The sequence below is a fragment of the Nocardioides jiangsuensis genome (assembly GCF_019679455.1).
GTDB lineage: Bacteria > Actinomycetota > Actinomycetes > Propionibacteriales > Nocardioidaceae > Nocardioides_C > Nocardioides_C jiangsuensis.
The window spans coordinates 1418167-1442141 of record NZ_JAIEZQ010000001.1 but is presented as its reverse complement, the minus strand read 5'-3'; the positions used below and the strand labels follow the sequence as shown (position 1 = coordinate 1442141).

Genomic DNA, 23975 nt, shown 5'->3' with positions numbered 1-23975 from the left:
CGCTCAGAGGCCCTCGGCCAGTGCGCGGGAGCGGTCGCGGGCCGCCTCGATCGCGGTGAGGAAGGCGGCCCGGACCTTGTGGTCCTCCAGCTCGCGGATCGCGGCCGCGGTCGTGCCGGCGGGCGAGGTGACCCGCTCGCGGAGCACGGTCGGGTGCTCCCCGGTCTCGCGGAGCAGCTTCGCGGAGCCGACCACCGTCTGCACGACGAGCTCGGTGGCCGTCGCGCGCGGCAGCCCCAGGTGTACGCCGGCCTCGATCATCGACTCGACGACGAAGAAGATGTACCCCGGCCCGGAGCCCGAGATCGCGGTGACCGCGTCCTGCTGTCGCTCGGGCACCCGGATCACCTTGCCGGTGGAGGCCATCAGCGACTCGGCCTCGACGAGGTGCTCCTCGTCGCAGTGCGAGCCGCGCGAGATCGCCGCCATGCCCTCGTCGACCAGGGCCGGGGTGTTCGGCATGACCCGGACCACCGCGGCGCCCTCGGGGAGGTGGGCCTCGATGAAGGCGGTGGTGATGCCCGCGGCCAGGGACACGACGAGCTGCCCGGGCCGGACGACCGGGGCGATCTCCTTGAGGAGGTCCTCCATGTCCTGCGGCTTCACCACGAGCGCGAGGGTGTCGGCCTTCCGGGCGGCCTCGACGTTGCCGAGCACCTCGACGCCGTACCGCTCCTCGAGCTCGCGGGCACGCTCGGGCCGCTTCTCGCCGACCATCAGGTCGGCGGTACGGCGGCCGGCGCGGATCAGCCCGGAGAGCAGGGTCTCCCCCATCACTCCGGCGCCGAGGATGGCTACCTGGGTCATGCCACGCCTCCTGTCAGCTCTTGGAGACCAGCGACCGCAGGAAGAATCGCAGGTTGGAGGGGCGCTCGGCCATGCGGCGCATGAGGTAGCCGTACCACTCGCCGCCGTACGGCAGGTAGACCCGCACCTTCTCGCCGGACTCCGCGAGCCGCTGCTGCTCGTCGGGACGGATCCCGAAGAGCATCTGGTACTCGTAGGAGCCCTGGGTGCGGTTGTAGCGGGTGGCCAGCGCGCCGGCGATGTCGATCATCCGCGGGTCGTGCGAGGCGACCATCGGGTAGCCCTGGCCGGCCATCAGCACCTTGAGGCAGCGCACGTAGGACTTGTCCACCTCGGCGCGGTCCTGGAAGGCGACCGACTCCGGCTCCTTGTAGGCGCCCTTGCACAGCCGGACCCGCGAGCCCTCGTAGGCGAGGTCGCGGCAGTCGGCCTCGGTGCGGCGCAGGTAGGCCTGGAGCACCGCGCCGGTCTCGGGGAAGTCCTTGCGCAGCTCGCGCAGGATCCCGAGCGTCGAGTCGGTGGTGGTGTGGTCCTCCATGTCGAGGGTGACCGTGGTGCCGGCGTTGCGGGCGGCGTGGCAGATCGTCCGCGCGTTCTCGAGGGCGACCTTCTCGCCCTCGTCGGGCAGCGCCTGCCCGATCGCGGAGAGCTTCACCGAGACCTCCGCGTTGCGGGCCAGGCCACGCTCGGACAGCGACGAGAGCAGGTCGAGGTAGGCCGCGACCGTCTGGTCGGCCTGCTCGCGGTCGAGGGTGTCCTCACCGAGGAAGTCGAGGGTCACGTGCAGACCCGACTCGATCAGGTCGTGCGTCGCCGTGACCGCGGCGTCGGTGGTCTCGCCGGGCACGAAGCGGTTCACGATCCCGCTCGAGACCGGCATCGTGCTGACCAGGTCCTTCACCTTCGTGCTGCGCGCGAGCAACAGCAGCGGCTGACGTAACACCCATCTCCTCCTCGTGTCCGCCTCGGGCGCCTCGTCGCACCCACGGCATCCACAGGCTACGCCGTACGCCGACGCAGCGTGGCGGCCCCCAGAGCCAGCGAGACCACCGCGAACCCGGCGACCACCGCGAGGTCGCCCCACACGCTGCCGTCGACGCCGCCGAGGCCGGGGGACGAGGTGGTGGCCACGGTGGTCATCGCGTCCACGGCGTAGGACAGCGGCAGCACGTTCGACACGGCCTCGAGCACCGGCGGCATCAGCGCGCGCTCGATGAACAGCCCGCACAGCAGGATCTGGGGGATCACCACCGCGGGCATGAACTGCACCGCCTGGAACTCGGTGCGCGCGAACGCGGAGACGAACAGGCCGAGCGCGGTGCCCAGGACGGCGTCGGCCACCGCGACCACCGTGAGCATCCACACCGGGCCGGCGATGTCGAGCCCGAGGACCCAGACCGAGAGGAACACCGCGAGCGCCGACTGCACCGCGGCGACGAGCCCGAAGGCGATCGCGTAGCCGCCGAGCAGGTCGAGCTTCCCGGTCGGCATCGCGAGCAGCCGCTCCAGCGTGCCCGAGGAGCGCTCCCGCAGGGTGGTGACCGAGGTGACCAGGAACATCACGATGAACGGGATCAGCGCGAGCAGCGGCGGCCCTAGGTTGTCGAAGCCGAAGCCGCGGTCGTCGAACATCCACCACAGCAGCGTCAGCACCAGGCAGGGCAGCACGAGCAGCATCGCCGCGGTGCGGTGGTCGTGCCGCAGCTGGGTGAGCACCCGGCCCGCGACGGCGAACAGGATCCGCGCGCTCACGAGACGGTGTCCACGATCGTGAGGAAGGCGTGCTCGACGCTGCGGGCGCCGGTGCTCTCGAGGAGGTCCGCGGGGGCGGCGTCGGCGAGCAGCCGGCCCTGCCGCATCAGCAGCAGCCGGTCGCAGCGCTCGGCCTCGTCCATCACGTGGCTGGAGACGAACACCGTCGTCCCCGCGTCGGCGAGCCGGTGGAACAGCCCCCACAGGTCGCGGCGCAGCACGGGGTCGAGCCCGACCGTGGGCTCGTCGAGGACCAGCAGGTCCGGGCTGCCGAGCAGTGCGACGGCCAGCGAGACCCGCGACAGCTGCCCACCGGAGAGCCGGCTCGCCACCTGGGTGCGGTGGTCCGCGAGGTCGACCGCCTCGATGCAGCGACCCACCTCGGAGGCTGGCACGCCGAGCACCCGCGCGAAGAACCGGACGTTCTCCTCGACGGTGAGGTCGTCGTACACGCTGGGTGCCTGGGTGACGTAGCCGATCCGGTCGCGCAGCTCGGCGGCGCCGGCGGGGATCCCGCCGACGCTCACGGTGCCCCCCTCGACGACCTGCACGCCGACGATGCAGCGCATCAGGCTGGTCTTGCCGCAGCCGGACGGCCCGAGAAGGCCGGTCACCTGGCCCGTGGGCACGGTGAAGGTGACGCCGTCGACCGCCCGCCGGCCGCCCCGTACGACGTGGAGGTCGCGGATCTCCACGGCCAGCCCCGTCACGGGAGCACCGTGTCCTCGGCGGCCGCGAAGTTCAGCCGCACGAAGGCGAGCGCCTCCATCAGGTCGAGCTCGCGGGCCTCACGGGACCCGGAGCGTCGGGTGTTGATCTCCAGGACGATGTGGCCGCGGAAGTCCCTCTGCGCGAGGTGCTCGAGCAGCTCCGCGCACCGCTGGCTGCCGCGGCCCGGCACCAGGTGCTCGTCCTTCGCGGAGCCGGTGCCGTCGGTCATGTGGATGTGGCGCAGCCGGTCGCCGAGCGCCCTGGCCATCTCCACCGCGTCGGACTGCGACGTCGCGGAGTGCGACAGGTCGATCGTGGCGTTGGCGTAGTCGTGGTGGGCGGGGTTCCAGCCCGGGACGTACACCTGCATCTCGCGGCGGGACGCGCGCCAGGGGTACATGTTCTCCACCGCGAACGCGATGCCGGTACGCCGTTCGAGATCGGCGATGCCCTCCACGAAGTTGCGGGCGTAGTCGCGCTGCCAGCGGAACGGCGGGTGCACCACGACCACGTCCGCGCCGACCTCGTGCGCCATCTCGGCGCTCCGCTCCAGCTTGGCCCACGGCTCGGTCCCCCACACCCGCTGGGTGATCAGCAGGCAGGGCGCGTGCACGGCGCAGATCGGGATCTCGTGGTAGGCCGACAGGTGCCGGACCGCGTCGACCTCCTGGCTGACCGGGTCGATGCCGACCATCACCTCGACCGCGTCGTAGCCGAGCCGGGCCGCGAGCGCGAAGCCGGTGGCGGTGCTCTCGGGGTAGACCGACGCGGTGGAGAGCGCGACCAGGCCTCCCGGGCGGGGCCCCCGTGGTGCGCTGGCGTCGGTCACGGTCCCCAGCGTATTAGCCCAGGATGCTGATCTGGTCGAGACGCTCGAGGATGACGCCCTCGCGCAGCGCCCACGGGCAGATCTCGAGCTCGTCGAGGTCGAAGATGTCCATCACCGCGTCGGCGACCAGCGCGCCCGCGAGCAGCTGGTGCGCGCGGCCGTTCGAGACGCCCGGGAGCTCGGCCTTCTTGTCGCGAGGCATGGAGACCAGCCGCGGGATCGTCTTGGCGAGCACGTCGGCCGGCAGGATCCGCCGTACCAGCAGCCCCTCCCCCGACGGCGCCGCGCCGCACACGCGGGCCAGCGAGCGGAACGTCTTGGAGGTGGCGACCGCGTGGTCCGGCCGTCCGCCGCGCAGCAGCGACCCCGCGTCCCGGGCGATGTCGGCGCGGATCTTGCGGCGCAGCTCGCGCACCGTCTCGTCGCTCGGCGGGTCCTCGGCCAGCCACTCGCGGGTCAGCCGGCCGGCGCCGAGCGGCAGGGACTGCGCCACGACGGGCGCCTCGTCGGACCCCGCCGCGATCTCCAGGGAGCCGCCGCCGATGTCGAAGACCGCGAGCCGTCCCGAGGACCAGCCGAACCAACGCCGTACGGCGAGGAAGGTCAGCCTGGCCTCGTCCTCGCCGGGCAGCACGCCGATGTCCACCCCGGTCCGCTTCTTGACGTGCCCGAGCACGGCGTCGGTGTTCTCCGAGTCCCGGACCGCGGAGGTCGCGAAGCCCAGGATCTCCTCGCAGCCCTTGTCCTCGGCGACCTTCAGGGCGTGGGAGACGAAGTCGGTGAGGGCGTCGATGCCGGCCCGGGTGACCGCCCCGTCCGCGTCGAGGTGCTCGGCGAGCCGGAGCGGCTCCTTGTAGGAGTACGCCGCCATCGGCGCGGCGCCCCCGTGCGCGTCGACGACGAGCAGGTGTCCGGTGTTCGAACCGATGTCCAGCACTCCGAGCCTCATGGGGACGAAGTTACCCGCCCAGCACGTACTGTTGCCCCGTGCCAGAGGTAGATCTTGTCTTTCCCCGCGCCTGGGTGGAGTTCCGCGACCCCGCCGACGACGACCAGATGTTCCGCTGCGACCTGACGTGGCTCACGTCGAGCTGGATGTGCATCTTCGGCCAGGGCTGCCCCGGCATCTACGCCGAGCGGCCCGACGACGGCTGCTGCACGCTCGGCGCGCACTTCTCCGACGAGGACGACGAGAAGCGCGTCCGGACGTTCGTGAAGATGCTCGACCGGGAGCACTGGCAGTTCCACGACGCCGGCCGCAAGAACGCCTGGATCGAGACCGACGACGAGGGTGACCGGAAGACCGCGGTCCACGAGGGTGCCTGCATCTTCCTCAACCGCCCCGGCTTCGAGGGCGGCGAGGGCTGTGCCCTGCACGGGCTCGCGCTGCGGATCGGCAAGCACCCGCTCGAGACCAAGCCCGACGTGTGCTGGCAGCTGCCGATCCGGCGCACTTTCCGCGACGTGGAGCTGCCCGACGGCACCTCCTACTCCGAGGTCTCCATCGGCGAGTACGACCGGCGCGGCTGGGGCCCCGGCGGGCACGACCTCGACTGGTACTGCAGCGGCAACACCGAGGCGCACGTGGCCCCGGAGCCGGTCTACGTCTCCAACGGCCCCGAGCTCGTCGAGCTGATGGGGCAGCCGGCGTACGACGAGCTGGTCCGGCACTGCGAGGCGCACCTGCGCTCACGCTCCGCCCTCGCGCTCCACCCCGCCGACCCGCACTGACCCTGCCGCGCGACGAGACACGGCGTGACGCGGGTCCGGCCCGCGACGGTCAGGTCTCGGCGAGGACCCGCTGGGCGACGTTGTCGGGCATCGGCTCGTAGCGCGCGAACCGGCGGGTGAAGGTGGCAGCGCCGTGCGAGAACGAGCGGAGGTCCACGGCGTACCGGACGATCTCCACCTGCGGCACCTCGGCGCGCACCAGGGTGCGCTCGTCCCCGGCGGGCTCGCTGCCGAGGACCCTCCCGCGCCGTCCGGACAGGTCGCTCATCACGGAGCCGACCAGGTCGTCCGGCACGAGCACGGCGACCTCGTCGACCGGCTCCAGCAGGGCCACCTTCGTCGCCGCGGCGGCCTCCCGCAGCGCCAGCGCGCCCGCGGTCTGGAAGGACATGTCCGAGGAGTCGACGCTGTGCGACTTGCCGTCGGTCAGCGTCACCTTGATGTCCACCACCGGGTAGCCGCGGGACACCCCGCGCTCCATCTGCGCGCGCACCCCCTTCTCCACGCTGGGGATGAACTGCCGGGGTACGGCGCCGCCGACCACCTTGTCCACGAACTCCAGGCCGCTGCCCTCGGGGAGCGGCTCCACCTCGATGTCGCACACCGCGTACTGCCCGTGCCCGCCGGACTGCTTCACGTGCCGGCCGTGGCCCTTGGCGAGCCCGGCGAAGGTCTCGCGCAGCGGCACCCGCAGCGGCACCTGGTCCACGGTCGCGCCGAAGCGTGACCCGAGCCGGTCGAGGAGGACGTCGGCGTGTGCCTCCCCCATGCACCACAGCACGATCTGGTGGGTCTCGGCGTTGTGCTCGACCCGCAGCGTCGGGTCCTCGGCGGCGAGCCGCTGAAGGCCCTGGGAGAGCTTGTCCTCGTCGGCCTTCGCGTGCGCCTCGACCGCCACCGGGAGCAGCGGCTCCGGCATCGACCACGGGCGCAGCACCAGCGGGGTGTCCTTGTCCGAGAGGGTGTCCCCGGTCTCGGCGCGGCTCAGCCGCCCGATCGCGCACAGGTCGCCCGCCACCGCCAGCGCCGCCGGCCGCTGCTGCTTGCCGAGCGGGGCGGAGAGCGCGCCGACCCGCTCGTCCTCGTCGTGGTCCTCGTGCGTGGTGTCGGCCCCGAAGAACGAGGTGAAGTGGCCCGAGACGTGCACCGTCGAGTCGGGACGGACCGTCCCCGAGAAGACGCGGACCAGGCTGAGCCTGCCGACGTACGGGTCGGAGGTCGTCTTGACCACCTCGGCGACCAGCGGCCCGTCGGGGTCGCAGGCGAGCGCCGGGCCCGGCCTGCCCTCGGGGGTGAACACCTCCGGCAACGGGTGCTCCAGCGGCGAGGGGAACCCGGCCACCACCATGTCGAGCAGCTCGCGCGTGCCGACCCCGGTCGTGGAGCACACCGGCAGCACCGGGAAGAAGGAGCCGCGCGCGACCGCCCGCTCGAGGTCCTGCACCAGGAGGTCCCGGTCGACGGCCTCCCCGCCGACGTACCGCTCCATCAGCGTCTCGTCCTCGGACTCCTCGATCACGCCCTCGATCAGGGCGCCCCGCTCCTCCTCGTGGGCCGGGTCGTCGCCGGTGAGCAGGCCCACCACGTCGTCGCCCTCGTGCAGGTAGACCGGCAGGACCTTGTCCCCGAACGACTGCTGCGCGCCCGCGACGACCGCCGCGTAGTCCGCGCGGGCGTGGTCGAGCTTGGTCACCACGACCACTCGCGGCATGGCCACCTGGGCGCACTCCCGCCACAGCTGGCGGGTGGCCTCGTCCACGCCCTCGTTGGCGGCGACCACGAACATCGCGCAGTCGGCGGCCCGCAGCCCGGCCCGGACCTCGCCCACGTAGTCGGCGTAGCCGGGGGTGTCGAGGAGGTTGACCTTCACGCCGTCGTGGACCAGGGGGGCGAGCGCGAGGCCCACCGACCGCTGCTGCCGGATCTCCGCGTCGTCGTGGTCGCTGACCGTGGTCCCCTCGGCGACCGACCCGGGTCTGTTGAGCACGCCGGCCGAGACGAGCAGCGCCTCGACGAGGGTGGTCTTGCCCGACCCGGCCGGGCCCACCAGGACCACGTTCCGGATCGCGTCTGGTCTGGCGCCGGCGGTGGGCGCGTCTCCGTTCGGCTGGTTCCCGCTGCTCCTGCCTGCCACGTCTACCTCCTCGTGGATGCTGCCTGACCTCACCCTTCACCCGATGTGAGGTCACGCACAAGGGGCCGAAGGACCGTGGCCGCGGACGGGCCGCACCGTCCGTAATCGGACCCCGCCGTCAGGGTGCCCCAGATCATTGGTGAGAATGCTTGACATGCGCCTGGACCACCTCTCGTTCGCCGCCGGACCGGACGGACTCGTCAGCACCGCTCGCCGCATCGGTGAGCTCCTCGGCGAGGAGTTCCGCGACGGCGGTATCCACCCGCGCTTCGGTACGCGCAACGTCGTGCTCCCGCTCAGCGCCGGGACCTACCTCGAGGTCGTCGAGGTCCTCGACCACCCGGCCTCGGACAAGGCGCCGTTCGGCCAGGCCGTGCGGGCGCGGTCCGAGCTCGGCGGCGGCTGGATGGGCTGGGTCGTCGCCGTCGACGACATCGCCCCGGTCGAGTCCCGGCTGGGCCGCGAGTCCGCGCAGGGCAACCGGCACCGTCCCGACGGGGTCGAGCTCCGGTGGCGCCAGATCGGCGTGACCGGCCTGCAGTCCGACCCGCAGCTGCCGTTCTTCGTGCAGTGGGAGTCCCCGGCCGACCAGCACCCCAGCGCCGGCGCCAGCGGCAGGCTGCACCTCGACCGGCTCGAGATCGCCGGCGACCCCGCGCGCGTGCGCCAGTGGCTCGGCGACACCGCCGACCCGCTCGAGGACGTCGAGGTCGACTGGGTCGCCCCGCACGGCACGCCGGGCATCGTGGCCGCGCAGTTCGCCACCGCGGACGGCGTTGTCCGCATCTGACGGGGCGATCCCCAGCCCCAACATCTGGAACCACCCCGCGGTCTACGAGCTGGAGAACCGCTGCGTCGACCCCGAGCGGCGCATCGAGGCCGCCATGCGGGAGATCGGGGACTGGGCGGGCCGTGACCTGCTCGACGTCGGCTGCGGCACCGGGTTCCACCTCCCCCGCTGGGCCGAGGACGCCCACGGCGTCGTGGGCGTCGAGCCGAACCCCGACCTCGTCGCGCTCGCCCGCCGCCGCACCGCGCGGCTGGCCACCGTCCGGGTCGAGCAGGGGGCCGCGCAGCGGCTGCCGGTGGCCGACGCGAGCGTCGACGTGGTCCACGCGCGCTGGGCCTACTTCTTCGGACCCGGCTGCGAGCCGGGGCTCCGCGAGCTCGACCGGGTCGTACGGCGCGGGGGCGTCGGGTTCGTGGTCGACAACGACGCCGGGCGCAGCACGTTCGGCTGCTGGTTCCGGCAGGCCCACCCCACCTACGACCCGGACGCCGTGGAGCGGTTCTGGTCGGTGCAGGGGTGGTCTCGGGTCCCGCTCGACGTCGAGTGGCGCTTCGACCGCAGGGACGACCTGGAGTCCGTCGTACGCATCGAGCTGCCGCCTCAGGTCGCCGACCGGGCGCTCGCCGGCCACGAGGGGCTGACCGTGGACTACGCGGTCAACCTGTGGTGGCGCCGGTACTGACCGTCTCCCGGAGTCAGCTGGAGGAGCGCACGGTCAGCGTGGGCGAGAGCAGCCGGCCGGGCTGCTCGATCGGCTTGTGCGAGAGGCGCTGGCCGAGCAGGTTCACGATCTCCCGCGCCACCTGCTCGAGCGGCTGGCGCACCGAGGTCAGCCCGGGCGGGACGACCTGCGCGGCCACCGAGTCGTCGAAGCCGACCACGGCGATGTCGCGGCCCGGCCGGAGGTCGGACTCCTGCAGCGCGTGCAGCACGCCCATGGCCACGGTGTCGCTCACGCACACGAACGCGGTCGGCCGCTCGGTCTCGAGCAGCGCGAGCGCGGCGCGGCGGCCGAACGCGACGGTGTCCTCGCCGCGGGCGCTGAGCCGGCTCGTGGACAGCCCGTGCCCGTGCATCGACTCCACCCAGCCCGACCGGCGGTCCTCGCCGATGAACGAGTTCTTCTGCCAGCCGACCCAGGCGATCCGGGTGTGGCCGCGCTCCACGACGTGGTCGATCGCGAGCGCCACCCCGGCGGCGCCGTCCACGTCCACCCAGGGGTGGGTGGCGGCCGGCACGTCCCACGGTCGGCCGAACGCCACGAACGGCGCGTCGCGCGACTCCAGCCAGCCCGCCTGCGGGTTGCCCCGGTAGGTGTCGGTGACCACGAACGCGTCGACGGCGGTGGAGCGGAGCAGGTCCTCGTAGCCGGCGACCGGGTCCACGCCGTGGACGGTCGCCTCGTCGACGTACCCCTCGGAGGAGAACAGCAGCACGTGGTACCCGGCGTCCTTGGAGCTCTCCACCAGCGAGTGCAGGAACCGGTCCATGGTGACGTTGGCGGTGCCCTCGAGCGCCGGGTCGACGCGGAGGCCGATCAGGTGCGAGGAGCGGGTGCGCAGGTTGCGGGCCGCGCGGTTGGGTGAGTAGCCGAGGCTGTCGATGGCCTGCTGCACCCGCTCCAGCGTCTCGGGACGCAGCAGGTGGGGGCTGTTCAGCGCGTTGGAGACCGTCTGCCGGGACACGCCTGCCACGTCGGCCACCGTGGCCAGCGTGGGAGCCGGGCCGCTGTGTCGCGCCATCGGTTCCGCTTTCCCCGTCTCGTGCATCTGGATCGATCCAATTCCTGTTCGCATCATCTCCGCCGCTCTCGCGGGAGTCAACCGGACTCACGGGACGCCCCGGAAGCCATCTGCGCGGGTTTGTCGGCGCGGTGGCATAGCGTCACCGCCATGGCCAAGTCGAGCGCGCGTCCCCGCACCACCTACCGCTGCAGCGAGTGCGGCTGGGAGACCGGCAAGTGGGTCGGCCGCTGCGGCGAGTGCCAGGCCTGGGGCAGCGTCGCCGAGGCCGGCGCTGCCCAGGGGCGTACGTCGGCCGGGCCGGTGACCTCGCCGGCGGTGCCGATCGGCCAGGTGGCCACCGAGGACTCCCGCGCGACCACCAGCGGCGTCCCCGAGCTCGACCGGGTCCTCGGCGGCGGACTCGTGCCGGGTGCCGCGGTGCTGCTCGCCGGCGAGCCCGGCGTCGGGAAGTCCACGCTGCTGCTGGAGGTGGCCGCGAAGACAGCCCGCGGCGGCGCCCGCACCCTCTACGTCACCGGCGAGGAGTCCGCCTCACAGGTGCGGATGCGCGCGGACCGCACCGGCGGCGTGCACGACGAGCTGTTCCTGGCCGCGGAGACGGACCTCGGCGCGGTCCTCAGCCACATCGACCAGGTCAAGCCGGCGCTGCTCGTCGTCGACTCCGTCCAGACCATCGGCGCCTCCGACGTCGACGGGGTGCCCGGCGGCGTCACCCAGGTCAAGGAGGTGGCCGCTGCGCTGATCCGGGTCGCCAAGACCCGCAACATCGCCACCGTCCTCGTCGGGCACGTCACCAAGGACGGCTCGATCGCCGGGCCACGGGTGCTCGAGCACCTCGTCGACGTCGTGCTGCACTTCGAGGGCGAGCGCAGCTCGCGGCTGCGCATGGTGCGCGCGGTGAAGAACCGGTTCGGCCCCGTCGACGAGGTCGGCTGCTTCGACCTCTCCGCCGACGGCATCGTCGCGGTGACCGACCCCGCCGGCCTGTTCGTCGCGCGGCACCACGAGCCGGTGCCCGGGACCTGCGTGGCGGTGACCCTGGAGGGTCGGCGCCCGATCCTCGCCGAGGTGCAGGCGCTGGTCACCCCGTCGGCGGCCGAGCGCCCCCGGCGGACCACGTCGGGCGTGGACGGCGCCCGCGTGGCGATGACCGTGGCCGTGCTCTCGCAGCGCGCCCGGATCCGGCTGCACAACCACGACGTGTTCCTGTCCACGGTCGGCGGGGCCAAGATCGCCGAGCCGGCCGGCGACCTCGCCGCCGCGATCGCGATCGCCTCCGCCTGGAAGGACAAGGAGATCCCCACCGACGTGGTGGCGATCGGCGAGCTCGGCCTGGCCGGTGAGCTGCGCCGGGTCCGGGACCTCCCGCAGCGGCTCGCCGAGGCGGCACGGCTCGGGTTCCGCTCGGCCATCGTGCCCAACGACTCCGGGCGGGCGGGAGGCTCGGTCCGCGAGGTGCAGGGCATGCAGGTGGTCGCCGTACCGGACATCGACTCGGCGCTGCGGGTGCTCGACCTCAGCAAGACCGACGCGACCCCGCTGATCCGGCCCAACGAGTCCTCCCCGCAGCGCCCCCGGCTGGGGCTGGTCCAGGAGCCCGGCGGCCGCTCGGTGTAGCCCTGGTAACGCCTGGGGAACTCGGCGGCCGCACGGCCCCCGATCGCCTACACTGACCGACGTCAGAGGCACTTACCAGGGGAGCACCGTGGCCGCGAACGACCGCTCGGACGAGAACCTCCGCTTGCGGACGACGTTGGCCAACATCGCGCCGGGGACGTCGCTGCGGGACGGCCTCGAACGCGTCCTGCGCGGGCGCACCGGCGCGCTGATCGTGCTCGGCAACGACAAGACCGTCGACTCCATCTCCACTGGCGGGTTCACCCTCGAAGTGCCGTTCACCGCCACCGGCCTGCGCGAGCTGGCGAAGATGGACGGCGCGATCATCCTCGACAAGGACGCCTCGCGGATCATCACCGCCGCGGTCCACCTGATGCCGGACCCGACGATCTACTCCGAGGAGACCGGCACCCGGCACCGCACCGCCGACCGGGTCGCGCGGCAGACCGGCTTCCCGGTGATCTCGGTGTCGCAGTCGATGCAGATCATCGCGGTGTACGTCGGCGCCACCCGCTACGTGCTCGAGGACTCCGGCCAGATCCTGTCCCGCGCGAACCAGGCCCTCGCCACCCTGGAGCGCTACAAGCTCCGCCTGGACGAGGTCTCCAGCACCCTCTCCGCCCTCGAGATCGAGGACCTGGTCACCGCGCGCGACGTGGCCGTGGTCGCCCAGCGGCTCGAGATGGTCACCCGGATCGCCCGCGAGATCGAGGACTACGTGCTCGAGCTCGGCAGCGACGGCCGGCTGCTCTCGCTCCAGCTCGACGAGCTGGTCACCGGGGTCGACATGGAGCGCGAGCTCGTGGTCCGCGACTACCTGCCGCAGGGCCGCCGGGCCCGCAAGCCCGAGGACGTGCTCTCGGCCCTCGAGGGCCTCAACGCCACCGACCTGGTCGACGTGGCCGCCGTGGCGCGTGCGCTCGGGCTCGGCCCCACCGAGCACCTCGACAGCGCGGTCACGCCCCGGGGCTACCGGCTGCTCGCGAAGGTGCCGCGCCTGCCCGGCGCGGTCGTCGAGCGGCTCGTCGAGCACTTCGGCAGCCTGCAGAAGCTGCTGTCCGCCGGGATCGACGACCTCCAGGCCGTCGAGGGCGTCGGCGAGCTCCGCGCCCGCAGCGTGCGCGAGGGGCTGTCCCGGCTCGCCGAGTCCAGCATCCTCGAGCGCTACGTCTGACCGCGGCCTCAGGGCTCGCCCACGTCCCGCCGCCCGGTGCGGTCAGGACCTCGTCGTCGGCTCCGGGGTGGGCGACGGTGTGATCGTGGCCGGCTGCGGCGCGGCCAGCTGGAACTGGCGGTCCTCCGGCTCGGAGCCGAGCGCCGCAGCGGAGGCGTGGTAGAACCCGGGCTCGGCCCACGACGTGGTGCGCGAGCAGCTGGGGTCCGAGCGCTGACCCGACCAGACCACCCCGACCGTGGTCGTGCTCTCCCGGCGCAGCGTCACCTGCTGGCGAGGCACCGCGCCCGGGCAGTCCTGGGTCGACCAGATCCGGTCGCTGCCCGAGGTCAGCTTCACCACCACCGACTCGGGGGACACCTCCCAGGTGCAGGCGGGCGAGTCGCTCGTGGACAGGTTCAGGGTCACGGTCACGTCGTTCCCGGCGTAGGCGGTGCCGTCCACCGAGGGCACGACGCGGACGTCGTCGTCGAGGCACGGGCCCGTGGGCACCGCGAGCGGCGTGCGCACCTTGACCGGCCGGTCGTTCCTCCCGGCCCGGGTGACCGGCGCCGCGGACGCGGAGGGCTGCATGGACGGCGTGGCCGAGCTCGCCGTCGCCGCGGCGGGCTGCGCCGAGGGGTCGTCGTCCTGCGCCGGGCCGCCGCCGAGCAGCCGACCGATCCCGAAGACCAGGGCCAGCGCGATGCCGAGCACCAGCAGCCGTCGCACCCAGTAGACCCTCCGCGGGAGCGGTCCTCTGGGCCTGGTCACCGTGCTCATGCGCACACCGTAACGAGTCGGCGACGGGCTTCCCGGAAGGCACACCGGCCACGCGGCGTGACGGTCGTCCTGGCTACGATCGCGGCACCATGACCGACCTTCCCGAGGGCCCGGCGGGCCTCCACCAGCGGGTGCTGACCTGGTACGACGACCACGCCCGCGTGCTGCCCTGGCGCGAGCCGGACGCGTCCCCGTGGGCCGTCATGGTCAGCGAGTTCATGCTCCAGCAGACCCCGGTGGCCCGGGTGCTGCCCGTCTTCGCCGCGTGGATGGACACCTGGCCGACACCGGCCGGCCTGGCCGCGGCCTCCACCGGGGACGCCGTACGCGCGTGGGGGCGGCTCGGCTACCCCCGCCGGGCCCTGCGTCTGCACGGCGCCGCCACCGCGATCGTCACCGAGCACGGCGGCGAGGTGCCCTCCTCGCTCGAGGAGCTACGGGCGCTGCCCGGCGTCGGCGACTACACCGCGGCCGCGGTCGCCTCCTTCGCGTTCGGGCAGCGCCACGTCGTGCTCGACACCAACGTGCGGCGGGTCCTCGCGCGCAGCCTCACCGGCGTGGAGTTCCCCGGCGCCTCGGTCACCCGCGCCGAGCGGGACCTCGCCACCGGGCTGCTGCCCGACGACGAGCCGACCGCGGCCACCTGGGCGGTCGCGGTGATGGAGCTCGGCGCCCTGGTCTGCACGGCGGCCACGCCGCGGTGCGGTTCCTGCCCGGTGTCCGACCTGTGCGCGTGGCAGCGGGCCGGGATGCCGGCGTACGACGGGCCGCCCCGGCGCGGCCAGGCCTGGGCGGGCACCGACCGGCAGTGCCGCGGGCGGCTGCTCGGCGTGCTGCGCGACGCCCACGAGCCGGTGCACCGCTCCCGGCTGGAGGCCGTGTGGAGCGACGCCGTACAACGCTCGCGCTGCCTGGACAGCCTGGTCCACGACGGCCTGGTCGCGCGGCTCTCCGCCGACACGTACGCCCTCCCCTGACCCCGCCGCCGCTGACCGGGAAATGCGCCGAGCCGCCGCACCCGTCCCCTGTGAAGGGTCGGGATGCGACGGCTCGGCGTCGTCGTACCGCCGGGACGCGGCGAGTCCGGGGTTACTCCTACTCCGGCTCGCCGGTGCCCGCGGTCTCGATCGGCGGCAGGTCGGGCAGCTCGGACTTCGGCGTCCCCTGGAAGGAGAAGCCTGCCTCCGGGCCCTCGCCCTCGACGTCGACCAGGACGATCTGACCGGGGCCGACCTCGCCGTACAGCATCTTCTCGGCGAGCACGTCCTCGATCTCCCGCTGGACCGTGCGGCGCAGCGGCCGGGCACCGAGCACCGGGTCGAACCCGCGCTTGGCCAGCAGCTCCTTCGCCGCGGTGGTCAGCTCGATCGACATGTCCCGGTCCTTGAGCCGGGTCTCGACCGCACCGATCATGTTGTCCACCATCGACACGATCTGCTCCTGCGACAGCGGCGGGAACACGATGATCTCGTCGACACGGTTCAGGAACTCGGGGCGGAAGTGCTGCTTGAGCTCCTCCGACACCTTGGCCTTCATCCGGTCGTACGAGCCCTGCGTGTCACCGGTCTGCTGGAAGCCGAGGTTGACGCCCTTGGCGATGTCGCGGGTGCCGAGGTTGGTGGTCATGATGATGACGGTGTTCTTGAAGTCCACGACCCGGCCCTGCGAGTCGGTCAGGCGACCTTCCTCGAGGATCTGCAGCAGCGAGTTGAAGATGTCCGGGTGGGCCTTCTCGACCTCGTCGAACAGCACGACCGAGAACGGCTTGCGGCGCACCTTCTCGGTGAGCTGGCCGCCCTCCTCGTAGCCGACGTAGCCGGGAGGCGAGCCGAACAGCCGCGAGACGGTGTGCTTCTCGCTGAACTCGGACATGTCGAGCTGGATCAGCGCGTCCTCGTCGCCGAAGAGGAACTCCGCGAGCGTCTTGGACAGCCACGTCTTACCGACGCCGGACGGACCGGCGAAGATGAACGAGCCACCGGGACGCTTCGGGTCCTTCAGGCCGGCGCGGGTACGACGGATCGCCCGGGAGAGAGCCTTGACGGCCTCCTCCTGGCCGATGACCCGCTTGTGCAGCTCGTCCTCCATCTTGAGCAGCCGCGTGGACTCCTCCTCGGAGAGCTTCACGATCGGGATACCGGTCGCCACGGCGAGCACCTCGGCGATCAGCTCCTCGTCGACCTCCGCGACGACGTCCATGTCGCCGGCCTTCCACTGCTTCTCGCGCTCGCTCTTGGCGATGATGAGCTTCTTCTCCTCATCGCGCAGCGACGCGGCAGCCTCGAAGTCCTGGCTGTCGATGGCGCCTTCCTTGCGGCGGCGTACGTCGGCGATCTTGTCGTCGAACTCGCGCAGGTCCGGCGGCGCGGTCATCCGGCGGATGCGGAGCCGCGAACCGGCCTCGTCGATCAGGTCGATCGCCTTGTCGGGCAGGAACCGGTCGGACACGTAGCGGTCGGCCAGGGTGGCCGCGGCCACGAGCGCCTCGTCGGTGATCGTCACCCGGTGGTGCGCCTCGTAGCGGTCGCGCAGACCCTTGAGGATCTCGATCGTGTGCGCGATCGAGGGCTCCTGCACCTGGATCGGCTGGAACCGGCGCTCGAGCGCGGCGTCCTTCTCGAGGTGCTTGCGGTACTCGTCGAGGGTCGTCGCACCGATCGTCTGCAGCTCGCCGCGGGCGAGCATCGGCTTGAGGATCGAGGCGGCGTCGATCGCGCCCTCGGCCGCACCGGCCCCCACGAGCGTGTGCAGCTCGTCGATGAACAGGATGATGTCGCCGCGGGTCTTGATCTCCTTGAGCACCTTCTTGAGGCGCTCCTCGAAGTCACCGCGGTAGCGGGAGCCGGCGACCAGCGAGCCGAGGTCGAGGCTGTAGATCTGCTTGTCCTTCAGCGTCTCGGGCACGTCGCCGCGCACGATCGCCTGGGCGAGGCCCTCGACGCACGCGGTCTTGCCGACGCCGGGCTCACCGATGAGGACCGGGTTGTTCTTGGTCCGGCGCGAGAGCACCTGCATCACGCGCTCGATCTCCTTCTCGCGCCCGATGACCGGGTCGAGCTTGCCCTCGCGCGCGGCCTGCGTGTAGTTGCGGCCGAACTGGTCGAGGACCAGCGACGAGGACGGAGCACCCTCCGGCGCGGTGCCGGCGGTGGCGGTCTCCTTGCCCTGGAAGCCGGAGAGCAGCTGGATGACCTGCTGGCGCACCCGGTTGAGGTCGGCGCCGAGCTTCACCAGCACCTGGGCGGCGACGCCCTCGCCCTCACGGATCAGGCCGAGCAGGATGTGCTCGGTGCCGATGTAGTTGTGGCCGAGCTGCAGCGCCTCGCGCAGGGACAGCTCGAGCACCTTCTTGGCGCGCGGGGTGAAGGGGATGTGACCGCTCGGGGCCTGCTGGCCCTGACCGATGATCTCCTCGACCTGTGCGCGCACGGCCTCGAGCGAGATACCGAGGCTCTCGAGCGCCTTGGCGGCGACGCCCTCACCCTCGTGGATCAGGCCCAAGAGGATGTGCTCGGTGCCGATGTAGTTGTGGCTGAGCATCCTGGCTTCTTCCTGCGCCAGGACGACCACCCGTCGGGCTCGGTCTGTGAACCGCTCGAACATATCTATCCATCGCTCCTTGCATGCTCACCGCCGACGCTTCGGCGGGGCCGTATTCCGTGCACTCTAGTCCGCACGGACAGGGATGTCTGTGCCCCGTTGTGCCGGTGTGAACTGGCTACGGATGGGTCAACCCCGCGGCCAGCCTACGTGTTCCCCGCTCCGACGCTTCCACGCTTCGCTGAGAGCGAACGCCCGCCGAAGCGGGCTTGAGCCGGGCGTTCAGTGCGCGGCGGCGTACGCCTCGCGCACCTCGGCGGAGACGCGGCCGCGCTCCGGCACGTCGTACCCGTTCTCCCGCGCCCAGGCACGGATGTCCGCGGCGCTGGTGCCCCCTGCCGCGGCCCCTCCGGAGGCGCGCTGCCCCTTGCTGCGGCGACGGCCCCCGACACGGCGGCCGGCCTCGACGTAGGCGGAGAAGGCCTCGCGCAGCGTGGCCGCGTGGGCGTCGTTCAGGTCGATCTCGTAGTCGACCCCGTCGATCCCGAAGGTGACGGTCTCGGTCGCGTCGCTGCCGTCGAGGTCGTCGACGAGGATTACGTTCACTCGCTGTGCCATTCCTGTGCCTGGCCTTTCCTGCATCATCGAGGTGTCGATTCCACGGAAGTACCGGAAAACATATCCGCTGGAATGAACATACCCTTTCCACGATTAGCCGACGGTCATTACCGCAGCATTCCACCGGTCGGACGGGTCGGCGCGATTGCCGTCCACCCGACGGGCGAGCGCATTCGCCGAATGCCGCGTCGTGCCGCCTCCGCCGTCGAGGACCCGCGAACCGGATATCACCCTGCGGCGTGCGGAGCCGGGCACGCTGCCGAGCCCGGGCAGGTGTGGGCGATCCGCCGGACCGTCGTGATTTCCTGCACGACATCTCGCCCGGGAAAGCGCCCGACCTTGTTTGCCTGGTACACATTTCGGCTGTCGCCGAATGCGGCTGTCGACCCCCGCGTTTAGCGGCTTTCGACACCCGGACGCGGATCGCGGCGCTATTTTCTCGACGGTCCGCATTCGTACGACGAGCGCGGCGGAAGAGTCCCCGCCGTGGTCCGCACCGTCGAGCGCGGGCCGTTTCCCGCGGGTCCCCCCGGCTGTTTCCCGCGCCCCCGGGGGAACCGTCCCACCGGCTCCCCCTCCGACCGTCCCGGGACGTCCGCGGACGCCCCGGAAGACGCGCGGGGACGCCGCTTGCCGGCGCATGCCGAGAAACCGCCGGACTCGTCCCGCGAGGTGTCTGGACCTGTCAGGTCCGCCGACCCCCACGAACCACCCGAACGGGACCGAACGGACGGCGTCCGACCCCGGCCGGGCCGGTCACTCCGGGCGCAGCAGCGGGAAGAGGATCGACTCGCGGATCCCGACGCCGGTCAGCAGCATGACCAGACGGTCGATGCCCATGCCCATCCCGCCGGCGGGAGGCATGCCGTACTCCATGGCCCGGAGGAAGACCTCGTCGAGCTCCATGGCCTCCGGGTCGCCCTGGGCGGCGAGCAGCGACTGCTCCACGAGGCGCTCGCGCTGGATGACCGGGTCGTTGAGCTCGGAGTAGGCCGGGGCCAGCTCGATGCCGTTGATGATCAGGTCCCACGCCTCGACGAGGCCCGCGTGCTCGCGGTGCGGCTTGGCGAGGGGACGGACCGACTCGGGGTAGTCACGCACGAACGTGGGCTTGATCAGCGTGTGCTCGACGAGCTTCTCGTAGAGCTCCAGCGCGACCTCCCCGGCGTTCCAGTGCGCTTGGAGCTCCACACCGTGGCGGTCGGCGTACTTGGTCAGGGTCTCGTGCGAGGTGGTGACGTCGACCTCCTCGCCGAGCCGCTCGGAGACCAGCTCGAACAGGGTCGCCTGACGCCACGGCTCCTCGAGGTCGATGTAGGACCCGTCCCGGGCGGGGATGACCGTGCGGCCGACCGCGCGCGCCGACTCGAGCACGAGCGTGCGGGTGAGCTCGGCCATCGTGTTGTAGTCGCCGTACGCCTGGTAGGCCTCGAGCATCGAGAACTCGGCCGCGTGGGTGGAGTCGAGGCCCTCGTTGCGGAAGGTCCGGCCGATCTCGTAGACCCGGTCGACGCCGCCGATCATGGCCTTCTTCAGGTCGAGCTCGAGCGCGATCCGGAGCAGCATCGGCTGGTCGAAGGCGTTCAGGTGGGTACGGAACGGACGCGCCGCCGCACCGCCGTTGGTCAGCTGCAGGACCGGGGTCTCGACCTCGACGAAGTCCTGACCGTCGAGCACGGAGCGGAGGGTGCGCAGGACGGTGGCCTTGGTGCGCACGATCGACCGGGACTCGGGGTTGACGATCATGTCGACGTAGCGGAGCCGGACCCGGGCCTCGTCGGAGAGGGGCTTGTACTCGTTCGGGAGCGGGCGCAGCGTCTTGGCGACCATCTGCCAGGCGGCGACCTGCACGGACAGCTCGCCGCGGCGGCTGGTGATCACCTCGCCCTGCACCGCGACCAGGTCGCCGATGTCGACGAGGTGCTTGAACTCGTCGAGCTGCTCCTGGCCGACGTCGGCGAGGGAGAGCATGACCTGGAGCTCGGTGCCGTTGCCCTCACGGAGGCGGACGAAGCAGAGCTTGCCGGTGTTGCGGAGGAAGATCACGCGGCCCGCGATGGCCACCTGGTCACCGGTGCGGGTGTCCGGCGCGAGCTCGCCCCGCTCCATCAGGGGGTCGAACTTCTCGCGGATCTCGGTGAGGGTGTGGCTGCGCTCGACGGTCAGCGGGTACGCGCTGCGGCCCGCCTCGATCAGACGCTCGCGCTTCTCCCGCCGCACCCGCATCTGCTCGGGGAGGGACTCCTCCTCGGAGGCAGCGGACACGGCTGGCGTCTGGTCGGTCATGGTGCCCAAGCCTAAGCGGTGGGCGGGTCAGGTCTGGTTGCGGGTGAACACGAGCTCGAGGCCGAGCAGGGTGAGCCAGGGCTGGTGCTCGGTAAAGGTGGCGCACTCCTCGACCACGAGCGGGGCGAGCCCGCCGGTGGCGATCACGGTGACGTCGGCGAGGTCGCGGCGCAGCTCGGCGACCATCCGGGTCACGATCCCGTCGACCTGGCTGGCGAAGCCGTAGAGCACCCCGGACTGGAGGGCCTCGACGGTGTTCTTCGCGATCACGCTGCGCGGCCGGAGCAGCTCGACCGACCGCAGCTGCGCACCGCGGCGGCCGAGGGCCTCGAGCGAGATCTCGATGCCGGGCGCGATCGCGCCGCCGACGTACTCCCCCTTCGCGCTCACCACGTCGAAGGTGGTGGCGGTGCCGAAGTCGACGACGATCGACGGGCCGTCGTACAGGTGGGCGGCGGCGAGCGCGTTGATGATCCGGTCCGAGCCGACCTCGCGCGGGTTGTCCATCAGCACCGGCACCCCGGTGCGCACACCGGGCTCGACCACGACGTGCGGGACGTCGCCGAAGTAGCCGCGCAGCATCTCGCGCCACTCGTGCAGGACCGACGGGACCGTGGAGCAGACCGCGACGCCGCGCAGCGCCCCGGGCACCGCGGAGTCGGCGAGCAGGCTCTTGATCAGCACCGCCCACTCGTCGGCGGTCCGGCGCTCGTCGGTGGCCACCCGCCAGTGGTCGAGGACGTCGCCGCCCTCGAGCAGGCCGAAGGTGGTGTGGCTGTTGCCGATGTCGGCGCAGAGCAGCATCAGGCCTCCCCGGGTACGGCGGCCGCGCCGCCGGCGCCCGAGGGACCCGCGTCCGGGCGCCCCGCGTCCGGGCGCCCCGTGCCGACGCGCAGGTCCATCGCGATGTCGAGCACCCGCGCGGAGTGGGTCAGCGCGCCCACCGCGAGGTAGTCGACCCCGGTCAGGGCGACCTCGCGGGCGCGCTCGATGGTGAGCCCGCCGGACGCCTCGAGCTTCGCGCGCCCGGCGTTGACCGCCACGGCCTCGCGCATCTCGTCGCAGTCCATGTTGTCGAGCAGCACCGAGTCGGCGCCGGCCGCGAGCAGGTCGGTGAGCTGCTCCAGCGAGGTCACCTCGATCTGCACCGGGACGGTCGGGTAGCGGCGCCGTACCGCCTCGAACGCCTCCACCGCCCCGCCGGCGGCGAGCACGTGGTTGTCCTTGACCAGTGCCTGGTCCGACAGCGAGCCGCGGTGGTTCACCCCGCCGCCGCAGCGCACGGCGTACTTCTCGAGGGCCCGCAGGTGCGGGACGGTCTTGCGGGTGTCGCGCACCTGCGCGGCGGTGTCGGCGAGGGCGCGGACCCAGGTCGCGGTGGCCGTGGCGACCCCGGACAGGTGGCCCAGGTAGTTCAGCGCGGTGCGCTCGGCGGTGAGCAGCAGGCCGACCGGGCCGTGCACGCTCAGCACGACGTCGCCGCGGGCGACCCGCTCGCCGTCGCGGACCCGCCGCTCGACCCCGAGGTCGTCCCCGGCGACGAAGCGGAGCACGAGCTCGGCGACCGCGGTGCCGCACACGGTCCCGTCGGCGCGCGCCACGAGGTCGGCCCAGGCCACGCTGTCGGCGGGGACGGTGGCCTCCGTGGTGACGTCGTCGCCCGGCAGGTCCTCGTCGACCGCGGCCACCACGTCGTCGTACACCCTGCGCGGGTCGAGCCCGGCGTCGGCGAGCTCGGTGACCAGCGCCGTGGGCAGGTCGGGGAACGGCGTGCGGGCGATGGTCACGGTCGCGATCCTGCCATGGGGGCCCGGGGCGGGGGCTCCGTCCCGGGCAGGTAGTCCAGGCACAGCCGGCCGCCGGGCTCCATGCGGACGTCGAGGTGCCCGGACCAGGCCGCGTCGTCGGTCTCGGGGAAGTCCTCGCGCCAGTGCGAACCCCGCGTCTCCTCCCGGGTCCGCGCGGCCTCGACGAGCGCGCTCGCCACCGTGAGCAGGTTCGTGGCCCGCCAGGACGCGGTCCCGGGGGTCGAGCCCTCCGGCGTCACCGCGAGCCCCCCGAGGTCCCGCGCGGCCTCGCGCAGCCCCTCGTCGGAGCGGAGCACCCCGGCGTACCGCGTCATGACGTCCTGCACCGCGGAAGCGACGACCGCGGGCACCAGCCCCCGGGTACGGCGGTCGGCGGCCGGCTCCTGGGCGGGCGGGAGGTCGCGCGCCACGGCGGCGGCGATCCGCCGGGAGAACACCAGCCCCTCGAGCAGGGAGTTCGACGCCAGCCGGTTCGCGCCGTGGACCCCGGAGCAGGCCACCTCCCCGCAGGCGTAGAGCCCCGGGACCGAGGACCGGCCGTCGAGGTCGGTCGCGACCCCGCCCGACGCGTAGTGGCAGGCCGGTGCCACGGGGATCAGGTCGGTGACCGGGTCGATCCCGTGGTCGCGGCAGGAGGCGAGGACGGTCGGGAAGCGGCTGGCCCACTTCTCGGCGCCGAAGTGCCGCGCGTCGAGCCACACGTGCGGCCGGTGGGTCTCCCGCATCCGGCGCATGAGCGCCTTGGCCACGACGTCGCGGGGCGCGAGGTCGGCCAGCGGGTGGACGCCCTCCATGATCCGCGCGCCGGCGTGGTCCACAAGGAAGGCGCCCTCGCCGCGCACCGCCTCCGAGATCAGCGGCTGCTGCCCCGAGGACTCCTCCCCCAGCCACATCACGGTCGGGTGGAACTGCACGAACTCGAGGTCCCGCAGGACCGCCCCCGCCCGCAGCGCGAGGGCCATCCCGTCACCGGTGGAGACCGGCGGGTTCGTGGTCGCCGCGTAGACCTGGCCCATGCCACCGCTGGCCAGCACCACCGCGCGGCAGCGGACCGCCCCGACCCCCTCCTCCTGGCCCTCGCCCATCACATGCAGGGTCACCCCGGCCACCGCGCCGTCGGAGGCCAGCTCGAGGTCGAGCGCCAGGGCGTGCTCGATGACCGTGATGCCGGGTTCTGCGGCCACCGCCGCCACCAGGGCGCGCTGGATCTCGGCGCCAGTGGCGTCGCCCCCCGCGTGGAGCACGCGCCGCCGGAGGTGCCCGCCCTCCCGGGTGAGCGACAGCTCGCCGGCGGGGGTCTGGTCGAACTCGGTGCCCAGGTCGATGAGCGCCCGGACCGCCTCCGGACCCTCGGTGACGAGGGTGCGGACCGCCTCCACGTCGCAGAGGCCGGCACCGGCGACCAGGGTGTCGTGCAGGTGCTGCTCGGGGGTGTCCTCCGGCCCGAGTGCTGCGGCGATCCCGCCCTGGGCCCAGGTGGTCGACCCGGCGGAGAGGAGGTCCTTGGTGACCACGAGGACCCGGCTGCCGGGCACGGCCGAGCGGATCCGGAGCGCTCCGTTGAGGCCCGCGATGCCGGAGCCGATCACGACCACGTCGGCGTCCGTCGTCCAGCCAGGAGGCGGGGCCTCGAGGCGTTCTGGGAGGACGGCCCCGGTCCTCATGCGCGCC

21 protein-coding genes are annotated in these 23975 nt (G+C 72.6%); 6 read left to right on the top strand and 15 right to left on the bottom strand.

Annotation, left to right across the window (positions count from 1 at the left end; genetic code table 11):
• Positions 1-3: 3 nt before the first annotated feature.
• From proC to K1X13_RS06800, 6 genes are read right to left on the bottom strand one after another with little or no spacing between them, the layout of a single operon-like run.
• Positions 4-807: a pyrroline-5-carboxylate reductase gene (gene proC / locus K1X13_RS06825; RefSeq protein WP_221024195.1), complete on the bottom strand. Its 804-nt coding sequence runs from the start codon at positions 805-807 to the stop codon at positions 4-6.
• 13 nt (positions 808-820) lie between these two features.
• The gene (locus tag K1X13_RS06820; RefSeq protein ID WP_221024194.1) at positions 821-1750 is read right to left on the bottom strand and encodes a proline dehydrogenase family protein; all 930 of its coding nucleotides are present in this window, start codon (positions 1748-1750) and stop codon (positions 821-823) included.
• 56 nt (positions 1751-1806) lie between these two features.
• Positions 1807-2559, bottom strand: a complete 753-nt coding sequence (locus tag K1X13_RS06815; protein ID WP_221024193.1) for an ABC transporter permease — start codon at positions 2557-2559, stop codon at positions 1807-1809.
• Positions 2556-3269 (bottom strand): ABC transporter ATP-binding protein, encoded by a 714-nt coding sequence (locus K1X13_RS06810; protein ID WP_221024192.1) that lies wholly within the window; start codon positions 3267-3269, stop codon positions 2556-2558. Before K1X13_RS06810 ends, K1X13_RS06815 begins: the two co-directional genes overlap by 4 nt.
• Complete coding sequence (locus K1X13_RS06805) at positions 3266-4099, bottom strand: sugar phosphate isomerase/epimerase family protein (protein WP_308249433.1); 834 nt, start codon at positions 4097-4099, stop codon at positions 3266-3268. The genes K1X13_RS06810 and K1X13_RS06805 overlap by 4 nt, the downstream gene beginning before the upstream one ends.
• 13 nt (positions 4100-4112) lie before the next feature.
• Positions 4113-5048: a Ppx/GppA family phosphatase gene (locus tag K1X13_RS06800; protein ID WP_221024191.1), complete on the bottom strand. Its 936-nt coding sequence runs from the start codon at positions 5046-5048 to the stop codon at positions 4113-4115.
• A 38-nt stretch (positions 5049-5086) separates the two neighbouring features.
• On the opposite strand from K1X13_RS06800, the gene K1X13_RS06795 reads away from it, so the two are divergent.
• A complete protein-coding gene (locus K1X13_RS06795) occupies positions 5087-5830 on the top strand; it encodes a DUF3109 family protein (RefSeq protein WP_221024190.1) in 744 nt (247 codons plus the stop codon).
• Between the two features lie 49 nt (positions 5831-5879).
• Here the strand turns inward: K1X13_RS06795 and K1X13_RS06790 are convergent, their stop codons facing one another.
• The gene (locus tag K1X13_RS06790) at positions 5880-7964 is read right to left on the bottom strand and encodes an elongation factor G-like protein EF-G2 (protein WP_221024189.1); all 2085 of its coding nucleotides are present in this window, start codon (positions 7962-7964) and stop codon (positions 5880-5882) included.
• Positions 7965-8118: 154 nt separating this feature from the next.
• On the opposite strand from K1X13_RS06790, the gene K1X13_RS06785 reads away from it, so the two are divergent.
• Both K1X13_RS06785 and K1X13_RS06780 read left to right on the top strand, forming a co-directional pair.
• Positions 8119-8754 (top strand): VOC family protein, encoded by a 636-nt coding sequence (locus K1X13_RS06785; protein ID WP_221024188.1) that lies wholly within the window; start codon positions 8119-8121, stop codon positions 8752-8754.
• Positions 8741-9436, top strand: a complete 696-nt coding sequence (locus tag K1X13_RS06780) for a class I SAM-dependent methyltransferase (RefSeq protein WP_225914537.1) — start codon at positions 8741-8743, stop codon at positions 9434-9436. Before K1X13_RS06785 ends, K1X13_RS06780 begins: the two co-directional genes overlap by 14 nt.
• A gap of 13 nt (positions 9437-9449) precedes the next feature.
• On the opposite strand, the gene K1X13_RS06775 is transcribed toward K1X13_RS06780, so the two are convergent.
• Positions 9450-10496, bottom strand: coding sequence for a LacI family DNA-binding transcriptional regulator (locus K1X13_RS06775; protein WP_221024187.1), 1047 nt, complete (start codon positions 10494-10496; stop codon positions 9450-9452).
• Positions 10497-10646: 150 nt separating this feature from the next.
• Between K1X13_RS06775 and radA the strand changes: the two genes are divergently transcribed.
• On the top strand, positions 10647-12116 hold the full coding sequence (radA, locus tag K1X13_RS06770) for a DNA repair protein RadA (protein ID WP_221024186.1): 1470 nt from the start codon (positions 10647-10649) through the stop codon (positions 12114-12116).
• An 88-nt stretch (positions 12117-12204) separates the two neighbouring features.
• Complete coding sequence (disA, locus tag K1X13_RS06765) at positions 12205-13290, top strand: DNA integrity scanning diadenylate cyclase DisA (protein ID WP_221024185.1); 1086 nt, start codon at positions 12205-12207, stop codon at positions 13288-13290.
• Between the two features lie 42 nt (positions 13291-13332).
• Here disA and K1X13_RS06760 read toward each other — a convergent pair whose 3' ends face one another.
• The gene (locus K1X13_RS06760) at positions 13333-14052 is read right to left on the bottom strand and encodes a hypothetical protein (RefSeq protein WP_221024184.1); all 720 of its coding nucleotides are present in this window, start codon (positions 14050-14052) and stop codon (positions 13333-13335) included.
• Positions 14053-14141: 89 nt separating this feature from the next.
• Here K1X13_RS06760 and K1X13_RS06755 point away from each other — a divergent pair, with 89 nt between their 5' ends.
• The gene (locus K1X13_RS06755; protein ID WP_221024183.1) at positions 14142-15029 is read left to right on the top strand and encodes an HhH-GPD family protein; all 888 of its coding nucleotides are present in this window, start codon (positions 14142-14144) and stop codon (positions 15027-15029) included.
• A gap of 118 nt (positions 15030-15147) precedes the next feature.
• Here K1X13_RS06755 and K1X13_RS06750 read toward each other — a convergent pair whose 3' ends face one another.
• The 6 genes from K1X13_RS06750 to K1X13_RS06725 form a co-directional block, all read right to left on the bottom strand.
• Complete coding sequence (locus K1X13_RS06750; RefSeq protein WP_221024182.1) at positions 15148-17655, bottom strand: ATP-dependent Clp protease ATP-binding subunit; 2508 nt, start codon at positions 17653-17655, stop codon at positions 15148-15150.
• 219 nt (positions 17656-17874) lie between these two features.
• Positions 17875-18210, bottom strand: coding sequence for a histone-like nucleoid-structuring protein Lsr2 (locus K1X13_RS06745; RefSeq protein ID WP_221024181.1), 336 nt, complete (start codon positions 18208-18210; stop codon positions 17875-17877).
• Between the two features lie 756 nt (positions 18211-18966).
• Entirely contained in the window at positions 18967-20496 is a 1530-nt protein-coding gene (gene lysS / locus K1X13_RS06740; RefSeq protein ID WP_221024180.1) for a lysine--tRNA ligase, read from the bottom strand.
• 27 nt (positions 20497-20523) lie between these two features.
• Positions 20524-21300 carry a type III pantothenate kinase gene (locus tag K1X13_RS06735; protein WP_221024179.1) on the bottom strand — a complete coding sequence of 259 codons (777 nt, stop codon included), beginning with the start codon at positions 21298-21300 and terminating at the stop codon, positions 20524-20526.
• The gene (nadC, locus tag K1X13_RS06730; RefSeq protein ID WP_221024178.1) at positions 21300-22283 is read right to left on the bottom strand and encodes a carboxylating nicotinate-nucleotide diphosphorylase; all 984 of its coding nucleotides are present in this window, start codon (positions 22281-22283) and stop codon (positions 21300-21302) included. The genes K1X13_RS06735 and nadC overlap by 1 nt, the downstream gene beginning before the upstream one ends.
• Positions 22280-23968 (bottom strand): L-aspartate oxidase, encoded by a 1689-nt coding sequence (locus tag K1X13_RS06725; RefSeq protein WP_221024177.1) that lies wholly within the window; start codon positions 23966-23968, stop codon positions 22280-22282. The genes nadC and K1X13_RS06725 overlap by 4 nt, the downstream gene beginning before the upstream one ends.
• Positions 23969-23975: the final 7 nt, after the last annotated feature.

Bases quoted from the DNA above. Each gene is read 5' to 3' on its own strand.
- proC (WP_221024195.1), bottom strand. From the start codon at position 807: ATGACCCAGGTAGCCATCCTCGGCGCCGGAGTGATGGGGGAGACCCTG.
- K1X13_RS06800 (WP_221024191.1), bottom strand. From the start codon at position 5,048: ATGAGGCTCGGAGTGCTGGACATCGGTTCGAACACCGGACACCTGCTC.
- K1X13_RS06785 (WP_221024188.1), top strand. From the start codon at position 8,119: ATGCGCCTGGACCACCTCTCGTTCGCCGCCGGACCGGACGGACTCGTC.
- K1X13_RS06775 (WP_221024187.1), bottom strand. From the start codon at position 10,496: ATGGCGCGACACAGCGGCCCGGCTCCCACGCTGGCCACGGTGGCCGAC.
- radA (WP_221024186.1), top strand. From the start codon at position 10,647: ATGGCCAAGTCGAGCGCGCGTCCCCGCACCACCTACCGCTGCAGCGAG.
- K1X13_RS06760 (WP_221024184.1), bottom strand. From the start codon at position 14,052: ATGAGCACGGTGACCAGGCCCAGAGGACCGCTCCCGCGGAGGGTCTAC.
- K1X13_RS06755 (WP_221024183.1), top strand. From the start codon at position 14,142: ATGACCGACCTTCCCGAGGGCCCGGCGGGCCTCCACCAGCGGGTGCTG.
- K1X13_RS06750 (WP_221024182.1), bottom strand. From the start codon at position 17,655: ATGTTCGAGCGGTTCACAGACCGAGCCCGACGGGTGGTCGTCCTGGCG.
- K1X13_RS06745 (WP_221024181.1), bottom strand. From the start codon at position 18,210: ATGGCACAGCGAGTGAACGTAATCCTCGTCGACGACCTCGACGGCAGC.
- lysS (WP_221024180.1), bottom strand. From the start codon at position 20,496: ATGACCGACCAGACGCCAGCCGTGTCCGCTGCCTCCGAGGAGGAGTCC.
- K1X13_RS06735 (WP_221024179.1), bottom strand. From the start codon at position 21,300: ATGCTGCTCTGCGCCGACATCGGCAACAGCCACACCACCTTCGGCCTG.
- K1X13_RS06725 (WP_221024177.1), bottom strand. From the start codon at position 23,968: ATGAGGACCGGGGCCGTCCTCCCAGAACGCCTCGAGGCCCCGCCTCCT.